This is a genomic window from Butyricimonas sp. Marseille-P3923, from assembly GCF_900184685.1.
In the GTDB taxonomy this organism is placed as follows: Bacteria; Bacteroidota; Bacteroidia; order Bacteroidales; family Marinifilaceae; genus Butyricimonas; species Butyricimonas muris.
In genome coordinates this window covers 514,512-534,392 of record NZ_FXXL01000006.1, presented here as the reverse complement: position 1 = coordinate 534,392, position 19,881 = coordinate 514,512, and the positions used below count along the sequence as shown (strand labels likewise).

Below are 19,881 nucleotides of genomic sequence, written 5' to 3'. Positions count from 1 at the left end.
GAAACGATATGAAAAGGAAAGATTTTGAGGTGATGGCACCGGTTGGTTCCTACGAATCACTGGAAGCTGCATTACAGGCGGGGGCTGATTCCGTCTATTTCGGCGTCGAGGGATTGAATATGCGTTCCCGTTCGTCGGCTAACTTCACGTTGGATGATTTGCGAAATATAGCGGAACGTTGTAGCGAGAGAGGGGTGAAGACTTATCTCACGGTGAACACGATTATATATAATAATGAACTGGATAAGATGCACCGTATTATCGATTGCGTGAAAGAGGCGGGATTAACTGCCATTATCGCGTCGGATATAGCGGCTATTCTGTACGCTCGTTCTGTCGGGGTAGAGGTGCATATCAGCACGCAATGTAATATCACGAATTACGAGGCGGTGAAGTTTTATGCGCAGTTCGCCGATGTTGTCGTGCTGGCTAGGGAGTTGGACATGGATCAAGTGATGACGATTCATCGTCAAATCGTGCAGAATGATTTGCGGGGTCCCAAGGGAGAATTAATCCAAATCGAGATGTTCGCTCATGGAGCCTTGTGTATGGCTGTTTCCGGGAAATGTTACTTGAGTCTTCATGAAATGAACGCCTCCGCCAACCGGGGGGCTTGTTACCAGATTTGCCGGCGTTCCTACACGGTGAAAGATACCGAAAGCGATATCGAGTTGGAGGTGGATGGCAAGTATATCATGTCCCCGAAAGATTTATGTACTATCGGGTTCGTGAATAAGATGATTGACGCGGGTGTGCGGGTGTTTAAAATTGAAGGACGTGCCCGTTCTGCCGAGTACGTGAAGACGGTTTGCGAGTGCTATAGCGAAGCATTGGATGCCTACACGGACGGAAGTTACGATGCGAAGAAGATAGCCGCGTGGAAAGAACGGCTGGCTTCGGTGTTTAACCGCGGTTTTTGGGATGGCTATTATCTTGGACAACGTTTGGGAGAATGGAGTGAAGTATATGGTTCGAAAGCCACCAAGAAAAAAATATGTATCGGTAAAGTCACGAACTATTTCACGAAATTGCAGGTCGGAGAATTTAAACTGGAATCATACGACTTGAAAGTAGGTGATGAGGTGATGATTGTCGGTCCAAGTACGGGAGTGGTACAAATGACCGTTCCGGAACTTCGTCTTGAATTAGATCCCGTGGAGCGGGTAGAGAAAGGCGCCGTATTCTCTATGCCTTGCGAGATGAAATTAAGGCGTTCGGATAAACTGTATAAGTTGGTGGATAATTTATAAAACAAAAGGCTGCAATGATGAGTTGCGGCCTTTTATTTTATGGTTATTTGAATGGATTCAATTTGGGTGGCTTGATGTTAAATAGATTGTAACTCAAGACCAAACTTCCTCTCATGTGCAGCATTTTATAATCGAAATATTGATTGCTGGGTTTGAATATATCTTTGAATCCGCAACTAAACCGTAACCCGAGTTCGATACGGGGAAATAGTTGGCGTTCGTATCCGGCAATGAACCCCATATCCCAGCTATCCAAAATATTGCTAAAGTTAATATGCAAAGGATTACTCGGGTCAATAGAACCGTTATAGACTTTATCATCGGTCATCATGTATCCTTTGGTCACCGTATTTCGAAATTTGGCATTAATGATCCATGCCCCGTAGAGTCCAACCAGAATACGGTCTTTTTGATTGCTAAACGTGTATTTGAAATAAAGAGGAACTTCCAGCATGGTAAAATCCATTGACATTTCGGCAGAGCCGCAAAAACGGGAAATAATATTGTTTTTATCGTCATGAAATCTCTGGTCATCAATACGGGCGTCAGCATCAATAGCCACTTTTTTGTACGTGAGTTCTGCGCCTAATGTCCATTTCTTTGTTACAGGGAAAGTTAGTTTTGCTCCCAATGATGGCGAAAGTTTAGGATAGGGGTTGAACACGTCCGGAACATTACTGAACGGAAACGGGATAGCCCCGCCAATATCAGTTCCCAGCTGAACTCCAAGAGCGAATCGATATTCTACTTGATCATCAGTATCTACTGAAGTCGTGTTAGGCTTTGATTGATTGTTGTCTTGGGCAACGGTATTTAAAGTACAAAATAATGGTGCAAGTAAAAGGTATATCAGTTTCATTTTCTTTTCAGGTTAAAAGTTTACAACAACGTTATCAACGGTTAAGGTACTACCTTTAGCTCCGATAAACAGATCTCCTTGTCTACTGGAAGTCATTACAATAGATATATGTGTCGGTTCCAGATCTTTGTACTTGCTATCGTATTTAATCGGGATCGTGTAATTGTTCCAGTTGCGTAATGCTGTATTCGCTCCATCAAAAATGATTTCCCCTTTTCCTAAAACCTTTAGGCCGTCAACGGGATCCCCGTGATATTCTAATTCTCCGTTACCTTCCCAGCGAAGTAGTTCAACCCAGATACGTCCTTGGTCAACTCCTGTCGTATCTTTTAATTTGTAAGAATTTAGTCCCACTTTTTCTGAGCGTTGGAATTTTACACCAGCTTCGTATTTGGCATCAACAGAAATGGATTCCGGACGCATGATAAATGGTATTCCGAAATAGGTCATTAACGGGGGATTGCTTAAAGCAGAAATATTTATTTGGAAGTACCCGGTAAATATTGTTCCGGCCGTTATTAACTCTCCGATACCCAAACCGCTTAAATTTTGGATGCCTGTCTGGAGTTGAGCGGCGTACCCGTTTTGATAAGGAACCGGAGTAGTCCCTTGTACGAATGAATTATTTGCCGTTGCCCATCCAAGCCCCTTGCCCGGTGTCGGATCTATGTTTACTTTAGAAGTATTTTCGTTAATCCATAATTCAAAATTGGAATTTTCAATTGTCGGAACAACTTGTATATTCCAAACACGTTCGTCTTGATTGTCTTTTGCGATTAAAATGATTTGTTTTTTATCGTAGGGACCGGAAAACGTGAAAGGAGATATTGCAGAACCGGCTTTGATTTCTCCGTTATGAGTAATGTCAGCCTCAATAGTTACTGGCCAGCTGAAATCTTTCTTGAAGTTAATTCGGATATTATTATCATGAATGGAAACATTTACATCCTTTTCAGCATGATTCGTAATATGAAAGTTAGTAATGTCTGCGTTAGGCTTATCCTTTAATACGATTTGCCCCAAGTGGGGTACACCGCTCTCTGAAATAAGGTAAAAAGATTGTGGAGTATATACATCCTTGAATGTAAGCTCTTTAAGGTTTAATGGATTTTCATCCACGCTAATGGCCTTATCTGTAGTTGAAGAAAATTTGATATTAGCCTTTATCGTGAGTGGAAATAATTTCCTTCCGTAATCCAATGGAATACTTACCACGTTATTACTAACGGTAATGCCTTCTTTATTTAATACGATCCCTTCTGTTTGATCAGTAATTGAGAAAGAAACAATCTCCGCATCGTCACTTAACTTGCTTACTTTCTCACATGAACTGAATAATCCAAGTGCTAGTAAAAGAATCCCGTAATATTTTCTCATATAAATTTAATTTTCGTAATACTCAGCAATTTTTATGCCATCCGTATAAATACGGAAATGAGGGTACAAAGTTATTGGTTTGGTACTTATTTGTTTATTATTTATCGTTATTATTTCCCGGTAATTCGTATCCTATGCGTCTTCTTTCTTTGGGTTGTCGATTTTGGGCTTGTAATTCTGCCAGTGTTTGATTTATCAATTCGAGCTGTATACTTGTATCTTCATTAATAGTATTTTGGTCTGCAAAAATATCTTCGATATAGTCTTTCAAATTTCTCATTTCTTTTTGCAAAAGACTAATTTTATCTAAAGGTGCCTCTAATACTATTTGACGCATTTTTACAAATGCTCTCATGATAGATATATTTACTTGGACAGCGATTCCGGAACGTAATATTCCAGATAACATAGCAACACCTTCTTGGGTAAAAGCAAAAGGTGCGACATAGCTGTGTTTCATTGTTGCGGGCAACTGGTCGCAATTTGCGACCAGTTCTTTCCATTCTTGAGTGGATAAAACAAACATAAAATCTTCGGGAAAACGTTCAATATTACGTTTTACTTGTTCTTTCAAACGTTTTGTTTCCACTTGATACAATTCCGCCAAATCGAAATCCAACATCACTTTCTGTCCTCGGATTTCGTATATCTTACTCTGTATTAATTGAAGATGGTCCATGATTGATATGCTCTTGCGTTATTCTTTTTTCTTCATATACCGCATGATATAGAATACAATACCACCCAACAAAGCTAACAAAAGAAGACTTGAACTTATAGCCGAAATTCGGGCTCCCATGTAATAAGACTCCGGTTTGTATTCGAATGTAACGGTATGTTCTCCCGCGGGGACTATGACGGCACGTAAGATATAATCAGCCCTGAGAAGATCGGTTTTGTTACCGTCAATATAAACATTCCAGCCTTTGGGATAATATATTTCACTGAATACGGCCAATTGTTCGTTTGCTGCGGAAGTCTTGTATTCCAATTTGTTCGGGGCATAAGAGGTCAATTGTATTGTGGCGTTCTCGTCAAAATTGAAACCTTTATCTTGAATGACGGATTCAAACTCTTTGCTGATGACGGCAGATTCTCTCGGGTCTATTTGTTTCAGCCCGAGTAATTCTTCATCCGGCGTGTTCACGAGTTCATAATCCTTGACAAACCACGCGTTTCCGTAAGCGTATTTGTTGTTGACGGGGGCGGAATTGGCATGCACGATGACATATTTCGTGTTCAACATATTCAACACGGTTTGTTTGGAAAGACTTTCTTCCATGGCAGAGAGTGTTGGAGAACTTTCCAGCGTTTTACCGATACTTTGCATCTCGGGATAGATGAAATAATCAATAATATCTTGGTAACGCTGTAACTTGGCGGCACTGTATCCCCCGATCGTCTTGTGATGATAACTGGTATGCGAATCATTGAACGTGTTCACGGATATATCCAGTACCCGATAATTCGGGTCTTTATCTGCGAGGATGGCTTGATCCACGGGACGAGGTTGGTATTGATTGTTAAACTCCCGTTGTTTTACAAAGTGGTCGTTATTGAGGTAACGTTTATCCACGGTCCACATATCGGCAAGAATCAATAGTCCCATGACGATCACGACATGTGTACTTTTGATTTTCTGAATCATCCATGCCCAAATAACGATGCCCGCCAATAAGATAAATACCAAAGAACGGAATGCGTCCGAGCGAAGCAGGGATTCCCGGTCTTGGGGTAAATATTGTCTGAGCCAATCCGGGTATTGACTGTCTGCCGGTGAAACGAAACTTCCGGCTAAACCGGGTAATAACGCGAACAAGGCGCAAATACCACCGGTAACTCCTACGGCTATTTTCAATCCTTTGAGCAGAGTCTTTTTCTCGTATTCCCCGTTAAGAATTTTGTTCAGGGTATATATCCCTAGCAAAGGAATGGTCAACTGTAACACGATCAATATCATGGACGGCACCCGGAATTTGTTGTATAGCGGGATGTAATCATAGAAGAAACTCGACAGGAACATAAAATTTCGTCCCCAGCCCAAGAATAGAGCCAGTAAAGAAATTCCCACTATCCACCACTTCATGGGTCCTTTGATTAACACGAGTCCCAACACGAAAAGGAAAATGGCGATAGCTCCCATGTACATAGGTCCCGCCGTGAATGCCTGTTCGCCCCAGTACAAGGGTAATTGTTGAATGATTTGATCGGCATTCGACGCTCCTTGGCTATTCAGGAATTTGTATGTTTCCGAATTTTTGTCTAACGCTCCGCCGGAGGCTCCACCCTTGAAGTTCGGTATCATCAGATTGAGGGTTTCGTCAATCCCGTAACTCCACGCGGTGGCGTATTCTTTATCCAACCCGCCTTTGGTTTGGCTATTTTGGTTCAAGGTCAATTCCGACCCGCCTCGCATCGTGTACTTGCTATATTCCCACGTCGGCCACAAGTGATTTATATTTGTGGCTGCCGCGAATAGAACCGCTACCACGAGTAACGTGGCAGTTTTAAAAAAGGCGGGAAGTGCTTTTGCCTTGACGGCTTTGTATAATTGTGCTATTCCGTAGAATAAAACGATAAAAGCGAGATAATACGTGATTTGCGGGTGATTCGCCATGATTTGGAAAGCAAGCGTTATCCCGAAGAATACCGCCCCCAGCCACCGATTCTTGCGGAAGGCGAAAACGACAGAAGCCAAGACCATTGGCATTAATGATATTGCCACCATCTTTGCGTTATGTCCTACTTGAAGAATCTGGAAATTGTACGAGCAGAAACCAAAAGCGAGAGCACCCACGATAGATAACCACGGGTTTACCCCGAAAGCCAGTAATAACAGGTAGAAACTGACAAGCCCTAAAATCAGATAGCTGGCAGGGCGAGGTCCCACGAACAGACCGTCATACACGTTTTTCAAGTAATTGCCTTTATATTCCGTGGAGATCATTGTGGTTGGCATTCCGCTGAACATGGAGTTTGTCCACAATGGCTCTTCTCCTGTTTGTTCCCGAAACTGTATAATCTCGTTCGCCGCCCCTCGCCACGAGGAAATATCCGATTGCATTACTATTTTGCCCTCGAATAAAGCCGGAAAGTAAGCGTAGGCAATAACGACAAATAGGATAAAAGCTACAAGATAAGGATAAAACGATTTGAGCTTCGGCATCTTCATGTTTTTGTGTTTTAATGTATTCGATTTCTCGCGAAAGTAAAAAATATAATTATCAAAATAGAGGAATGTATTTAAAAATTGTGAGAAGGGGATGGTCTTGGTGGGACGATGGCATTCGTATTTCTTGAAAAATGTATGCCTTGGATTAGGCGGTAGACAAATTATTTGTATTTTTAGATTTTTATTTTTTCTCTAAAAATGCAAGAGAGTTATGAAAGTTTTTATGTTGGCTAATCCGGTTGCCGTGCATACCCAAAAATGGGTGAAGTCGTTATCCGAGAGAGGAATAAATATATTGCTATATAGTTTTAGGCCTTACAAGGAAGAGGGGTTTTATAAAAACATGGAGAACGCGGAGGTGCGTGGCTTTACCAAGGAAAGAAATGCACGGGGGATAAAATCGTTTTTCTTGTTTAAGCTATTCTGGTACTATATCCCTTTGGTTTGGGATATCAAGCGACAGATTCGTGCTTACAAACCGGATTTGGTACATTCCCATTGCATCAGTGATAACGGTTTGTTCGGGGTTTTGTCCGGATTTCATCCTCTCTTGGTGTCTGTTTGGGGAACGGATATTTTTGTCTACCCCTCGAAAAGCGATATTCGGAAACGAATAATCCGTTTTATATTGAAACGGACGGATCACATTTTGTCAACGAGTCACGTGATGGCAAAAGAAACCCGGAAATATACATCCCGGAAGATAGAGATCACTCCTTTTGGAGTGGACGTCAGTTTATTCCGGCAGTTGGAGAAAAAGCCCGACGGGGTATTCACCGTGGGGATTGTGAAGACGTTGGAGTATGGTTACGGGATTGATGTACTTATCGATGCTTTCGCTTTGTTCCGGAAGAAATATGCTAAAACAAGCATGAAGTTGCGTGTTGTCGGGGATGGAAGTTTGAGAGGAAAACTTGAAAAACAGGCAGAAGATTCGGGAGTAGGAGATGATATCATTTTTGAGGGGCGTGTACCGAATCATGAATTGCCGGCGATATTGAATGATTTTGATGTATTTGTAGCTCTTTCGAGAAGTGAGAGTTTTGGAGTCGCGATAGTGGAAGCCATGGCATGCCAATGTCCCGTGCTCGTGTCCGATGCCCCGGGATTCGTGGAAATTGTGGAAGACGGAATAAACGGGTTGATTGTGCCTAGGGAGAATGTCGCCGCTGCAGCGGAAGCCATGGAACGTCTTTTTCTGGACGACAGGTTGCGACTTGCTTTAGGAACAAGCGGTCGGGAACGAGTGGAGAAAATGTATGATTGGCAGAAAAATGTTGACACCATGATTGCTTTATATCAGCAGGTATGAGTATCTTTGTTCCCGTTTGAGAAATATTTCGTGTATAGATAAGTTTATATTTTAGCGTAAAAGATGTTCGGAGATATAAAACAGACCATGAAGCATACCGTCGTGTATGGCGTTGGAAACTTTGCTTCCAAGTTGGTCGGTTTTATTCTGATTCCGTTGTACACGAACGAAAAATTCTTTTCTCCCGCCGATTACGGGATGCTGAGCCTTCTGGACGTAACGTCCCAAGTATTGGTTGCCGCCATGGGATTGGCTTTTTATGCCGGGCTCGTGCGTTGGTATTGGGATAAGGAGTATGCGGAACGTCAGAAAAGTCTGTTCTTCACGATAATGCTGATGACCACGGTGGCAGCTGTGGGGATGGGTATGATCCTGTGGGGATTCCGGGATTCTATAGAGGGGTTGTTGTTGGCAGGGGAGAAAATGGAGTCGTTTGAACAATTGCCTTACGTGTTCAATTTGCTGTTGGTGTATTCCGTTTTATCCGCGATAGTGGCACCGGTGTTGGATCTGTTGCGGTTGAAAAGCCGTTCCGTGCAGTTCTCGGTAGTCAATATTTTGAAATTGGTCGTTACCTTGGGTGTAACTGTTTATTTTATCGTGGGGCGGCAAAAGGGAATTACCGGGGTGTACGAGGCGCAAGTGATCGGGGCTATATTCCAAATATTACTCCTGTTGCCTTTTATTATAAAAAATTCAGCCTTGAAATTGGAATTTGCGGCTATTAAGCAAATTCTTTCGTATAGCTACCCGTTGATGTTCCCCGCTATCGTGGGCGGTTTATTGACCGTTTTCGATAAATATATGCTGAATTACATGAAAGGGATGGATGATGTTGCCTTTTATGCATTCGGTTATAAAATCGGTAACACGTTGAAAATATTCATCGTTGCTTCCGTTCAATTGGCACTGACGCCCTTGATGATGAAAAAAATAAACGACCCGAACAATCGACGTTTTTATTCAAAGATATTTACTTATCTCTCTTTCGGAGGAATGTATTGTGTTTTGGGGTTAAGTTTATTATCCAGAGAATTGATTGCCTTGGTGGCGTCTAATCCTGCGTATTATGCTTCCGTGTATATCGTTCCTTTTATCACTTTCGGGATATTCTTCGGTATGTTGCGGGATGCTTCCGTTATCGGTTTACAAATCACGAAACGGACAAAAATTATCAGTTCCTCGATCATCTTGATCACGTTTATAAATCTGGGATTGAATATACTTTTGATCCCCGCGATGGGAATGTACGGGGCTGCATTGGCAACCTTGGTGGCGCAAATAATTTCTTGGGGCATACCCTACTATTTCGCGCAAAAGGCTTATCCGATACCCTACGAGTTGGGTAAGTTGGGAAAAGTTCTTGCGGTTGGTACGGCAATCTATCTTCTGAGCGTTTTGACGGCTCCGTTGAATATATGGATTGCTTTCATTATCAAGATCGGGTTGTTGGTCGCGTATCCTTTTATGCTCTATGCATGGAAATTTTACGATGACGTGGAACTTCAAAGAATCACGGGGATGTGGGATAATTGGAAATTGATGTTGGGATATTATTGGTCTTCTTTGACCTCTATGCCCCGTAAAACAGTTAATCTGGGAAAGACTGTTGTTGCCGGGCGATTGAGTAGGGAATTTAGTAAACGAAAGGCTAAATTTTTATTTTTAGTGCCTCGTAAGAGAATAGCTATAGCCTTGTTGGATAAAAGTAAATATCATAACGATTTCGCCGCGTATTACGAAACGGTGAAAGGCAAGAACTCGGTCAAGTATTTTCATCAGCAGGCGCACAAGAAAGGGGCTGAATTTCGGTCTATTGAACCGGAGTTATTCGAGAATGAGATTTTTGAAGTGAACACTTCATTGGAAGTACGGCAGGGAAAAGAGATAAAACAAGAATATTTGCAGCGGGGAAATATTACCCGGGGCGAGGGGATGGACGTGTACGGGGTGTTTATGGATGATAAACTGGTCGGGTATATCCGTACATTGCATTTGGGCGAAACGATATTTATAAATAATATATTGGGGCATGGCGCTTATCTGAAAGCAGGGGTTGTGTATTTCTTGCTTTTGGAAGTCGTGCAGCGTTGCTTTGAGCGGGACGATGTAAGGTATATCATTTATGACTCTTATTGGGGAAATTCCCGAGGGTTAGCTTTATTTAAAAAACGTTTCCATTTTGAACCGACTAAAGTGACATGGATAAACCGATGAACCGCTGGAAAAGAATATATCGCAAGTTATTTCGGCAGAAAGACCGGATAGGGGAGTATGAAGCTCTTTTGAAACGGGCTTTGGAGAACGGCTATCGGGTAATGTCGTTACTTGAATGGGTGCGGGAAGATTATCCGTCGGGGCATGTTCTCTTGCTTCGTCACGATGTGGATATAGATTCCCGCGGGGCGGAAAGGATGTTCGAGGTGGAAAGGCGTTTAGGAGTTCATGCCTCTTATTATTTCCGGCATTTAACCATGAAATCCTCTCTCGTGAAACGAATGCTTCGTGAAGGATTCGAGGTCGGACTGCATTACGAAACCTTAGCCTTGAAGATGAGATACTTGCAATTGAAAGACAAAAAAGAGATTTCTTCCGAAATCCTTCTCTCCTGTCAACAACAATTAGCCGGGGAAATCCAAGAATTTAGAAAGAGTTTCGGTTCCATGACCTCTCTCTGTTCCCACGGTGCGGCTTGGAACAGGAAACTGGGTGTCCCGAATCATATTCTCGTGGACGATACGTTCAAAAAAGAACATGATATCCTTTTCGAGGCTTACGACGAAGCTTTGAGGGAAAGAATCACGACCTACATATCGGATGCCTCGGTGACCGACGCTTCTGTCTGGCGATACGGTAAATCCCCTGTCGAGGCTATCGAGCAAGGTGATTCCGTGATCCTGTTATTGACTCACCCTGAGCATTGGAATCATCATTTTCTCTCGAATGTGCGCAAACTTTGGTTGTCTTTCTTAGATCGTTAGTATATCGTATTCAACGTGTTGCCTGCCACTACCGAGTTGTATTTTTCCAACACGGCTTTCTTCCCGTTCTCTCCCATGCGTTTCCGTTCTTCCGGGTGTTGATAGAGATAGATGATTTTTTCCGTGAGGTCGCCCACGTCCTCGTTCCGGAATACCATTCCGCCTCCGGTTTCTTCGATTAATTCCAACTGGGGGGTACAATCCGACACCAGTACGGGAGTTTCAAACAGCATGTATTGGTAAACCTTGTTGGCAATACCGGAATCATGTTGCGGATTCTTGATTAAAGGGGATAACCCGATAGCGGATTGGCGGGCAAAAACGGGAAACTCGGACAGATCCTTCCATTTGTGGTAAATGATTTGCTCTTTTATTTGAGGATCATTCATATAGGTCTTGAATACTTCTTTATCCCCTTTGTCAATAGGGCCGATAAGCAATAGTTTTATATCCGGGTATTTCGGGGCAAGTTCCTTTAACGCTTTAAAACAGGTAATCAATCCGCGGCGTACACCGATAGCCCCGAAATAGAACATGATAAAATCTTGTTTGGCAACTGTTTCGGGAGCGGTATCGTGTTTTAAAAGTTCCTCCGTGTCCGGCACGTTGGGATAAATAACGAAGCGTTTTCTCGCGAGTGACGGGTATTTTTGTTTTAACTCTTCTTGAAAGCTATGACACAACACGACGATGTTGTCGGCATATTCAAGGTATCTTTTTTCCAGTTTTTCCCAGCGTTTGGGAACCACGAGCAAACTCTTCGGGAAAGTCGTTGCCCACGTGTAGGATTGTATCGCTGCCGGGAAGTTCTCGTGCAAGTCGAGAGTGATCGGGAGCCGGTATTCGCGGCTGCCCGTGTACACGGGTTTTGCCATGTACAAATCATGCGTGTGTAAGGCTTCTACCCCGGTATTTTTTATGAAACGGCGGATTTGTTTTTGCCATATCCAGTTGTATAGCGGGAAACGGTTCACGATTCCGAACAGGATTTCTCTTTGCCTGTTTGACATCTTGAAGCGTGTGATTTTAGTTTTACCGATAGTCCCCGATAGTCCGATATTCAGCAAATCCGGGCAGAGAACGTGTATCTCGTGTCCGTGATTTTCCAAAACCTTGATCTCGTTCAGTACCCGTTGATCTCTCGTGATCTCTTTATCTAATATGACACCTATTTTCATGTCTTATTTTTTATTTCCGTAATAATTCTTTGAAAATCCCCTCACTTCTTTGCCCAACAAGGCATTCCACCCTCCCCACAGAAGCCCGAATCCGTATGCGAACACTTGAATCAACAGCGTGATGATTGACAAGAAGGCAACCGCGAGACTGTGATACTTTCCCAAAGATTGAAGGAAAGCCAGCAGGCAAACCGCCAGCAGTCCGCAACCGACAATGCTCCACAGGACACGCATCGGGAATATTAGCCCCGTGAAACAGGTCACAATGGCTAACCCGAACAGACCGAGGATAAGGATTGCGGGTAACAAATGCACCACTTTCAACGTGTGCGGGTGACGACGGGAGAGGTTGATACGTGCCACTCCCCAGTTGAATATCTGGCGGAAGAATTTCGGGATGCTTGTCCGTCGCTTGTGGTAAACGTAAGCATCAGGAATAAGTCCTACTTTGAATCCGGCATTGTATATACGCATCGAGTAATCCATGTCTTGCCCGTGGCGAAGACCTCCCATCTCTCCAATCGTGTCATGGACTTCGCGGGATATGCCCATGTTAAAACTCCGGGGATAGAAACGTCCGACATGTTTTTTATTTCCTCGCGTGCCGCCCGTGCCGATAAAAGAAGTCATGGAATAATTGATCGCTTTTAACAGAGGGGAGAAAGAGGGATGACACGTGTCGGGTCCGCCGAAAGCGTCGTAATGGTGTTCGTTTTGTACTTTCTCTATTTCACGTAGCCAATGCGGGGGAAACATGCAATCCGAATCCACGAAGATAAAATAATCTCCTTTGGCTTCCCGCATCCCGTGATTTCTCGCGGCTCCCGGGCCTTGATTCTTTTGGTAGACGGCACGAATCTGCAAACCGCTTGCTGAACGGTATTGCTCTATAAATTCCCGAAAACCGTCTTTCGAACCGTCATCCACGAAAAGAAATTCAAAAAGTTCCCGATCACCTTCTATTCTTTCGGCACTATCGAGAAGTTCTTTCACTTCATCCAATCGGTTGTAAACGGCTATGATAATAGAATATTTCATACATTTTCCCTTTAATAATAAGCCTCAATATTATCTTCTACCCGTTTATAGATAAATTGCTGTTCCCAAATCGCGAGTCCTAGGATAATCCAAATGAAATTATAGTGCCACCGGAGTTTCGGGTGAGCCGGATAATCCAAGATATACCGGATATATTCGTAATTGAATATGCCTTGTTTTTCGATGTATTCCTTCGTCAGAATCTTTTCGGCGGTATCTTTCAAATCCTTCTTGAACTGGAGATACGGGTTCACCGTGAATCCCCATTTCTTCTTGGTGATGATCTTGGGCGGCAGATAGGGTTTCATGGCTTCCCGGAACAGATACTTCGTCTGGTTATTCTTGATTTTAAGTTCCACGGGCAGAGAGAACCCGAAATCCACCAGCTCCCGGTCGAGGAAAGGCACCCGTTCTTCCACGGAATGAGCCATTGACATCCGGTCGTCCGTGAGCAGGTAATCATTCACCATTTTGGACTGGAATTCCGTGTATAGCACTTGATTTAGTGCGTTCTCGTTCTTCACGTCGTTGAAAATTTTATCGAACTCCTTGTGAACCGGAATAAGTTCCGCTTGGTGTTGATGCAAAAACTTCTCCGAGTAAATATTCTTGTAGAATGGCGTGTCGTAGTCCCACGCGTTACGGAGGATAAGATAAAAGCGCTCCACGTCCCCAATCGAGAGAAGCATTTGCACTCCCCGTCGGTACTCGTCATACCGCAAAGACTTGGAATTATTTTGTAGTTTGAAAATAAAATCCGACTTCCAACGTCCGAAGCGTTGCATCCATCGCGGCATATGGCGGTGCCATTGGTTGAACGGGTAAACGAACTTGTGAATATCGTACCCGGCAAATAGCTCGTCCCCGCCTAATCCCCCCAGTACAACTTTCACCGTGGGGTGGACGAACGCCGACATGTTGAATCCCTGCAACAAATTGATTTTCGGTTCTTCCGCGTGCCATATAACTTGCGGCATTTGTCGCATCGGGTTCATCGACAGACTCAGCGTGTGATGATTCGTGTGAAAGTAATCCGCTAGCTGTTGTGCGTCGGGAAACTCGTCCGTGGGTTCGTTGAATCCCATGGTAAACGTGTTGATTTCCGGTACTCCCAATTCATGCATCTTTTGCACGATAGCGGAAGAATCCAACCCTCCCGAAAGATATACTCCCACGGGGACGTCACTCACCAGCTGGCGTTTCACGGCCTGTTTGATCAACGCGTTCATCCGCTCCTTTGCTTCGTCTTCCGTGATGGAGCGATCGACATCGACAGACAATTGCCAGTAACGTTTTACCGTGAACAACCCTTTCTCGAACACGGCATAATGTGCCGGCGGGATACGTTTGATTCCCTCGAACAGGGTTTCGTTGCCTTGCGTGTACCGCAAGTTCAAGTGAACGTGTAAGGCCTTCAGGTTGAGTTGTCGCTCGTACTTGGGATGAAGGATAATGGATTTTTGCTCCGAGCCGAATACCAGTACGCCGTCTTTCAAAAAATAGTGAAGCGGTTTCACCCCGAAATGATCCCGTGCGAGAATCAAGCGCTCGTTCTTCATGTCCAGCAGGGCAAAAGCGAAAATACCGTTCAGTTTGTTGAAGAACCCGGTACCGTGTTCCTCGTACAAGTGAACCAGCACCTCCGTGTCGGTAGCCGTGTAAAACACGTGTCCTTTATTTTTTAATTCTTCCCGTATCTCCTCGTAATTGTATATTTCCCCGTTGAAAATAACGCAAACCGTTTTATCCTCGTTGAATATGGGTTGATTCCCGCAAGTTGTCACGTCGATAATGGACAAGCGCCGATGCCCGAGAGTAAAATCCCGGTGGACATAGACGGCTTGGTCATCCGGACCGCGGTGTTTTATGGCGGTCAGCATTTCCGACATCAATTCTTTGTTATCCTTGTCGCGTTCAAATATTCCGGCTATTCCGCACATATTCTTTGTTCATTAATTGGACATCGGTTGCATTTTTTACAAAAGTAACACAAAAATGAGAGATACGGAATATCTATACTTATTTTATGGTTGGGCAGCCTATTCTTAACCTTTTCCTAACCTCATGAACGTAGCATGAACGTATCATGAACGTAGCATAGACGTAAATCAACGTTTATGATACCTTCATGATTGGTCATTGCACCATTTATGTGGTCGGGTAAAGGTTAGGTCATGGGGGTGAGGGATGGGGCTATAACCTGTTCAGTTTTTTCAGAGCTTTGAATTTATGGCGATACATTTTCAGGATATTCCGGATATTGTCGTATCGGCGGAATTTTTCACTGTACGCGCGTAATTCGTCTTTACCCGTGATTTGGTGGAGTACCAGCAATTGATGGCGTACCAGCCGGAGATAGCCGATAGTGCAGGGGTCGTTTTGCGGGTAACCGGGCAGGTCGCAGCGGTTGAAGCGGGACCAGTAGCCCATGTCGAATTTAGGTAGTTGGCGGATAAGCCCTTCCACACCTTCCTTGAATAGATGGAGGGCGAGGGCGTGCCCGTCGGGATTCACTTCTTCCGGGACGGCACGAATGTAATCGTGTAGACCGAAGAGCGAGAATATATGTCCGTCCAACACGCGGGTAGGGTAGGCGGCCGTGTACTCTTCATAGAATGTTTCGCCGATTGCCCGGTCAACGGAAACACCGCCTTCGGATATATCTTTCGTGAAAGGGATAAGGGCAAGTGTTGCCGCGTGCAGGTATTCCGTGTTTTGTGTCATTTGCCATGCCCGCAAGAGGATAGAGATAGCTCGGCTTTGGGTGAATGCCGATTTCCACGGGGTGGTGACACGGTATTCCGGTTTGGCGGTTTCGGTCAGCCAGTAACAACCCAATTCGGGCGATTCCTCCCGTTGCTGCATGAACCAATCGGCAAAACGGAGGAAATAGGCTTTCTTTTCGCTATCATGTGTTTTGAGCCAGCTATGAAACACGGCTAAAGCGTATTGCCCGATGGTGATTGGGTAATAGTAATATCCTTTTCCGTCAACCACGTCGATGTAGGAGTGCACGAGGGGAATACCCGCTTCATCAAATTGGAACGGGTGGTTGCCGCCCCGCGTGTTGATTTTGTCCTCTTCAAAAAGAAAATAATAATAAGTCAGTTCAGTGCTTTTGTTGTCCGTGCAAGTAGCCAGATGCTTGTTCTCGTTGAAATCGGTCAACAATCTTTTTCCGAAGAATAAGGCATTTTTCAGTTTCATAGGCTTGTTTATTTCGTGTGCCGGGAAAGCACGTGATTCATGAAATGAGCCAGCTCCCCGGTGGTTGCCTCGCGGGAATAACGGGAACTGTTCGAGAACGAGTAGGCGGGTGTTTGACGTTGCCATGCCTCGTGGAGCTTGCGTAATATTCTTTTGGCACCTTCCGTGTCATTGTAGTCGACCATTTCCCCGCATTGACATTCGTCGATAATATGGCGGGCTTCACCCTCGGTATTGCCGATGGCGAGGATGGAACGTTGAGCCCCGATGTACTCGAACAATTTTCCGGTAAGGATGCCCTTGTTGTTCGGTACGTTATCAATAACAAGTAACAGGGCGTCGGACGAGTTGATATGGCGTATCGATTCGTCGTGAGGGAGATAGGATATGTATTCCGTGTCGGCTGTCAGCCCGTTTTCCTCCACGAGTTGTCGCAGTTCGGGGCAGGTGTTCCCGATGAATTTCAGCCGGAACCGTATATTTTCTTCCCGCAATTCCCGAAGGGCGGGGAGTAAGGGTGTCGGGATACGGGTGACTGAAAGTACTCCCGTGTAAGTAATCACGGGGCAGTCGTTACGCGGGAGGGGAGCCGGACGGTTGTCGTAACCGTTGAAGACCAGACAACCGTTTCGCGGTTTTTCGCGTTTGCTTTCGAGCAATTGCAGGATGTCCTTGCTGATGGACACGATGCCATCGGCGGCATTCAAGGCGTCGTGTTCCAGACGACGGTCTTTACGCTCGGCACGGGCACTCCTTTTCAAGTTTTGGTTGTAAACGACCTCTTTCCACGGGTCGCGATAGTCGGCAATCCACGGTTTCCCCGTTTTTCGGGCAAGGGCTTGACCGATTAGTTGCAACGAATGGGGAGGAGAGGAGGTGAGAATCAAATCAATGTTTTCCGACCGGATGATTTTCTTTCCTTCCCTCACGGCGTAACGTTTCCAGCCGACACGGGCATCGGGGATGAAGAGGTTGAGCCGAATCCATTTGGAGAGGCGGGTGACGAGGTTCGGGCTTTTCTCGGAGAGAATATAGGTCCCGATTGCGTCGTCCTTCTTTTTGCCGGAAACCAGTTTGAAAATGGAGAACGGTTCGAAAGTTTTTGTTTTGTACACCTTTAGGTGCGACGGGATTTCTTTTTCCAACGAGGGGTCTTTAGCGGGATACTCGCCTTTTCTGACGGTCAGTATCACGGGTTCCCACCCGTACTTGGGCAGGTATTTCGCGAAGTTTAGCACCCGTTGCACTCCCGGTCCCCCGCTTGGCGGCCAATAGTAGGTAATAATCAAAACTTTCTTTTTCATCTTACGCCTCGATTAAAGTATCGACAATCACTTTCGCGGCATGTCCGTCACCGTACAGGGGGGTAGAAAAGTCAGGATGCGGTTGCTCCCGGTAGGCTTGGATAATTCTGTCGTATGAATTTCCCGCCAAGGCATTGTAACCGTGGTCAACGAGTTCAGTCCATTCCGTTTCGTTCCGGAGCGTGATACAATATTTCCGGAAGAAGAAAGCCTCTTTTTGTAAGCCCCCGCTATCCGTCATGACGAGCGAGCATTTGTCCAGCAAGTGAATCATTTCAAGGTATCCCACGGGGTCGATGAAACGAATGGGGGAGAGTCGGGTATTATAGCCGGAAGCCTCCAGTTTTGCCCGGGTACGGGGATGAAGGGGGAGAAGGACGTCTTGCTCCCGTGAAATCGTTTCCAGTGCCCGGATAATTTCCGACAAGTATTCGGGAGTATCCGTGTTTTCAGCCCGGTGCAGGGTGGCGAGTACGAAATCCCGCTTCAGTTCGATTTGTGGCGGACGGCTGTATTGCCGATAGAAGAGGGCGGCGTCCAGCATGACATCTCCCGATAGCACGACACGGGAGTCGAAATGGTCGAAGCCTTCGTTTTGCAGGTTGCGGATAGCCGTTTCCGTCGGGCAGAAAAGGATATCGGAAACGCGGTCTGTCAGAATCCGGTTGATTTCTTCCGGCATGGTCATGTTGAATGAACGCAACCCGGCTTCCACGTGTGCTACCCGGATATGTAATTTCTTCGCAGCAAGAGCCCCGGCGAGGGTGGAGTTCGTGTCCCCGTATACAAGCACCCAGTCCGGTTTCTTGTCTATAAGTACCTTTTCGATTTCTTCAAGCATCTTACCGGTCATGGCACCGTGACTCAGGCTGTTGATATTGAGGTTGTAACCGGGAGCGGGAATCCGCATTTCCTCGAAAAACAAATCACTCATATTGGGGTCGAAGTGTTGCCCCGTGTGTATGATGGTTTCGTGAATATCGTCGCGAGTGCTGATTTCCCGGCTGACTACTGCCGCTTTCACGAATTGAGGTCTTGCCCCTACGATGGTGATAATGTTCATGGAACGGGTATTATTGATTAAAAAACGCGTGTATTTGTTGTATGATATATTCTTGAACCTCTGGTTTCATTTCCGTGTGGATGGGCAGGGATAGTACCTCTTCGCTCAGTTGCTCCGACACGGGGTACGAGCCTTTCCCTTGTCCTTCGCGGAGGTAGGCTTGTTGCAGGTGTAAAGGAACCGGGTAATATATCATGCTCGGGATGCCTTGGGATTGCAGGAAAGTTTTCAGTTCATCCCGGCGTTTGTCCGCCACTCGTATCGTGTACTGGTGGAACGCGTGCGTGCTATTGGCTGCTCGGGCGGGAAGTAGAATGCCTTTGACGGAAGCCAGTCCCTCGTCGTATTTGTCGGCAACCCGGTTACGGGCGGCAGTGTATTCGCGGAGATAACGTAATTTCACGTCGAGAATGGCGGCTTGTAACGTGTCCAGCCGGGAATTGCAACCCACGATATCGTGGTGGTATTTAATCTTTTGCCCGTGATTGGCAATCATGCGGGCACGTTCTGCCAGTCGGGCGTCCCGGATAAATAAGGCTCCGCCGTCCCCGTAGCATCCCAAGTTCTTGGACGGGAAAAATGAAGTGGTGCCGATATCGCCGATACACCCGGATTTCAGTTTCTGTCCGTCGCTGAAAGTGTACTCCGCCCCGATGGATTGCGCGGCATCCTCCACCACGAAGAGGTTGTGGCGTTTGGCAATTTCCATCAAAGGCTCCATGTCGGCACATTGACCGTACAGGTGAACAGGTACGATGGCTTTCGTGCGGGGGGTGATTTTTTCTTCAATCCGGGTAACGTCTATCGTAAAGCGGTCTGCCACACAATCCGCAAACACGGGTACTAAATGCAGTAAGGCAATCACTTCCGCCGTTGCCACGTAGGTATGCACGGGCACAATCACTTCGTCACCCGGTTGTAAGCCTAAGGTCATCAAGGCAATTTGCAGGGCATCGGTTCCGTTCGCGCAAGTTATCGCGTGCTCCACTTGATTGTATTCCGCGAGGTGTTGTTCAAATTGTTTTACTTGCGGTCCGTTGATAAATGCCGCAGAGTCGAGGACTTCCTGTATGGCGTGGTTTATCTCTTCCCGAATACGTTCGTATTGCCCGTGAAGGTCTACCATGGCTATATTCATGA

The 19,881-nt window shown here is 45.4% G+C and carries 15 protein-coding genes; 4 read left to right on the top strand and 11 right to left on the bottom strand.

Going from position 1 to position 19,881, the window contains the following annotated elements; translation table 11 throughout:
• Nucleotides 1-8: 8 nt before the first annotated feature.
• Nucleotides 9-1,250, top strand: a complete 1,242-nt coding sequence (locus tag CS948_RS08025; RefSeq protein ID WP_099291175.1) for a peptidase U32 family protein — start codon at nucleotides 9-11, stop codon at nucleotides 1,248-1,250.
• Between the two features lie 43 nt (nucleotides 1,251-1,293).
• Here CS948_RS08025 and CS948_RS08020 read toward each other — a convergent pair whose 3' ends face one another.
• From CS948_RS08020 to CS948_RS08005, 4 genes are all read right to left on the bottom strand, one after another.
• Nucleotides 1,294-2,109 (bottom strand): outer membrane beta-barrel protein, encoded by an 816-nt coding sequence (locus CS948_RS08020; protein ID WP_099291174.1) that lies wholly within the window; start codon nucleotides 2,107-2,109, stop codon nucleotides 1,294-1,296.
• Nucleotides 2,110-2,121: 12 nt separating this feature from the next.
• A complete protein-coding gene (locus tag CS948_RS08015; protein ID WP_099291173.1) occupies nucleotides 2,122-3,486 on the bottom strand; it encodes a PCMD domain-containing protein in 1,365 nt (454 codons plus the stop codon).
• A gap of 97 nt (nucleotides 3,487-3,583) precedes the next feature.
• The gene (locus CS948_RS08010; protein WP_099291172.1) at nucleotides 3,584-4,165 is read right to left on the bottom strand and encodes an ORF6N domain-containing protein; all 582 of its coding nucleotides are present in this window, start codon (nucleotides 4,163-4,165) and stop codon (nucleotides 3,584-3,586) included.
• Nucleotides 4,166-4,183: 18 nt separating this feature from the next.
• Nucleotides 4,184-6,658 (bottom strand): YfhO family protein, encoded by a 2,475-nt coding sequence (locus CS948_RS08005; protein WP_099291171.1) that lies wholly within the window; start codon nucleotides 6,656-6,658, stop codon nucleotides 4,184-4,186.
• Nucleotides 6,659-6,869: 211 nt separating this feature from the next.
• Between CS948_RS08005 and CS948_RS08000 the strand changes: the two genes are divergently transcribed.
• The 3 genes from CS948_RS08000 (at nucleotide 6,870) to CS948_RS07990 (ending at nucleotide 10,951) form a co-directional block, all read left to right on the top strand.
• Complete coding sequence (locus CS948_RS08000) at nucleotides 6,870-7,970, top strand: glycosyltransferase (RefSeq protein ID WP_099291170.1); 1,101 nt, start codon at nucleotides 6,870-6,872, stop codon at nucleotides 7,968-7,970.
• Between the two features lie 63 nt (nucleotides 7,971-8,033).
• Nucleotides 8,034-10,187 carry a lipopolysaccharide biosynthesis protein gene (locus tag CS948_RS07995; protein ID WP_099291169.1) on the top strand — a complete coding sequence of 718 codons (2,154 nt, stop codon included), beginning with the start codon at nucleotides 8,034-8,036 and terminating at the stop codon, nucleotides 10,185-10,187.
• Entirely contained in the window at nucleotides 10,172-10,951 is a 780-nt protein-coding gene (locus CS948_RS07990; RefSeq protein ID WP_099291168.1) for a hypothetical protein, read from the top strand. Before CS948_RS07995 ends, CS948_RS07990 begins: the two co-directional genes overlap by 16 nt.
• Here the strand turns inward: CS948_RS07990 and CS948_RS07985 are convergent.
• From CS948_RS07985 to CS948_RS07955, 7 genes are all read right to left on the bottom strand, one after another.
• A complete protein-coding gene (locus CS948_RS07985; protein ID WP_099291167.1) occupies nucleotides 10,948-12,129 on the bottom strand; it encodes a glycosyltransferase family 4 protein in 1,182 nt (393 codons plus the stop codon). The two genes, CS948_RS07990 and CS948_RS07985, sit on opposite strands and share 4 nt — an antisense overlap.
• 3 nt (nucleotides 12,130-12,132) lie before the next feature.
• On the bottom strand, nucleotides 12,133-13,167 hold the full coding sequence (locus CS948_RS07980) for a glycosyltransferase family 2 protein (protein WP_099291166.1): 1,035 nt from the start codon (nucleotides 13,165-13,167) through the stop codon (nucleotides 12,133-12,135).
• Nucleotides 13,168-13,178: 11 nt separating this feature from the next.
• Nucleotides 13,179-15,107, bottom strand: coding sequence for an asparagine synthase (glutamine-hydrolyzing) (gene asnB / locus CS948_RS07975; protein WP_099291165.1), 1,929 nt, complete (start codon nucleotides 15,105-15,107; stop codon nucleotides 13,179-13,181).
• Nucleotides 15,108-15,360: 253 nt separating this feature from the next.
• The gene (locus tag CS948_RS07970; protein ID WP_176554973.1) at nucleotides 15,361-16,374 is read right to left on the bottom strand and encodes a D-glucuronyl C5-epimerase family protein; all 1,014 of its coding nucleotides are present in this window, start codon (nucleotides 16,372-16,374) and stop codon (nucleotides 15,361-15,363) included.
• 8 nt (nucleotides 16,375-16,382) lie between these two features.
• Nucleotides 16,383-17,678: a glycosyltransferase family 4 protein gene (locus tag CS948_RS07965; protein ID WP_099291164.1), complete on the bottom strand. Its 1,296-nt coding sequence runs from the start codon at nucleotides 17,676-17,678 to the stop codon at nucleotides 16,383-16,385.
• Between the two features lies 1 nt (nucleotide 17,679).
• The gene (gene wecB, locus CS948_RS07960) at nucleotides 17,680-18,741 is read right to left on the bottom strand and encodes a non-hydrolyzing UDP-N-acetylglucosamine 2-epimerase (protein WP_099291163.1); all 1,062 of its coding nucleotides are present in this window, start codon (nucleotides 18,739-18,741) and stop codon (nucleotides 17,680-17,682) included.
• Nucleotides 18,742-18,751: 10 nt separating this feature from the next.
• Nucleotides 18,752-19,879, bottom strand: coding sequence for a DegT/DnrJ/EryC1/StrS aminotransferase family protein (locus CS948_RS07955; RefSeq protein ID WP_099291162.1), 1,128 nt, complete (start codon nucleotides 19,877-19,879; stop codon nucleotides 18,752-18,754).
• Between the last annotated feature and the right edge of the window lie 2 nt (nucleotides 19,880-19,881).

Excerpts from the sequence above, each read along its gene's own strand:
- CS948_RS08025 (WP_099291175.1), top strand. The coding sequence starts at position 9 with ATGAAAAGGAAAGATTTTGAGGTGATGGCACCGGTTGGTTCCTACGAA.
- CS948_RS08020 (WP_099291174.1), bottom strand. The coding sequence starts at position 2,109 with ATGAAACTGATATACCTTTTACTTGCACCATTATTTTGTACTTTAAAT.
- CS948_RS08015 (WP_099291173.1), bottom strand. The coding sequence starts at position 3,486 with ATGAGAAAATATTACGGGATTCTTTTACTAGCACTTGGATTATTCAGT.
- CS948_RS08010 (WP_099291172.1), bottom strand. The coding sequence starts at position 4,165 with ATGGACCATCTTCAATTAATACAGAGTAAGATATACGAAATCCGAGGA.
- CS948_RS08005 (WP_099291171.1), bottom strand. The coding sequence starts at position 6,658 with ATGAAGATGCCGAAGCTCAAATCGTTTTATCCTTATCTTGTAGCTTTT.
- CS948_RS08000 (WP_099291170.1), top strand. The coding sequence starts at position 6,870 with ATGAAAGTTTTTATGTTGGCTAATCCGGTTGCCGTGCATACCCAAAAA.
- CS948_RS07995 (WP_099291169.1), top strand. The coding sequence starts at position 8,034 with ATGTTCGGAGATATAAAACAGACCATGAAGCATACCGTCGTGTATGGC.
- CS948_RS07990 (WP_099291168.1), top strand. The coding sequence starts at position 10,172 with ATGGATAAACCGATGAACCGCTGGAAAAGAATATATCGCAAGTTATTT.
- CS948_RS07985 (WP_099291167.1), bottom strand. The coding sequence starts at position 12,129 with ATGAAAATAGGTGTCATATTAGATAAAGAGATCACGAGAGATCAACGG.
- CS948_RS07980 (WP_099291166.1), bottom strand. The coding sequence starts at position 13,167 with ATGAAATATTCTATTATCATAGCCGTTTACAACCGATTGGATGAAGTG.
- asnB (WP_099291165.1), bottom strand. The coding sequence starts at position 15,107 with ATGTGCGGAATAGCCGGAATATTTGAACGCGACAAGGATAACAAAGAA.
- CS948_RS07970 (WP_176554973.1), bottom strand. The coding sequence starts at position 16,374 with ATGAAACTGAAAAATGCCTTATTCTTCGGAAAAAGATTGTTGACCGAT.
- CS948_RS07965 (WP_099291164.1), bottom strand. The coding sequence starts at position 17,678 with ATGAAAAAGAAAGTTTTGATTATTACCTACTATTGGCCGCCAAGCGGG.
- wecB (WP_099291163.1), bottom strand. The coding sequence starts at position 18,741 with ATGAACATTATCACCATCGTAGGGGCAAGACCTCAATTCGTGAAAGCG.
- CS948_RS07955 (WP_099291162.1), bottom strand. The coding sequence starts at position 19,879 with ATGAATATAGCCATGGTAGACCTTCACGGGCAATACGAACGTATTCGG.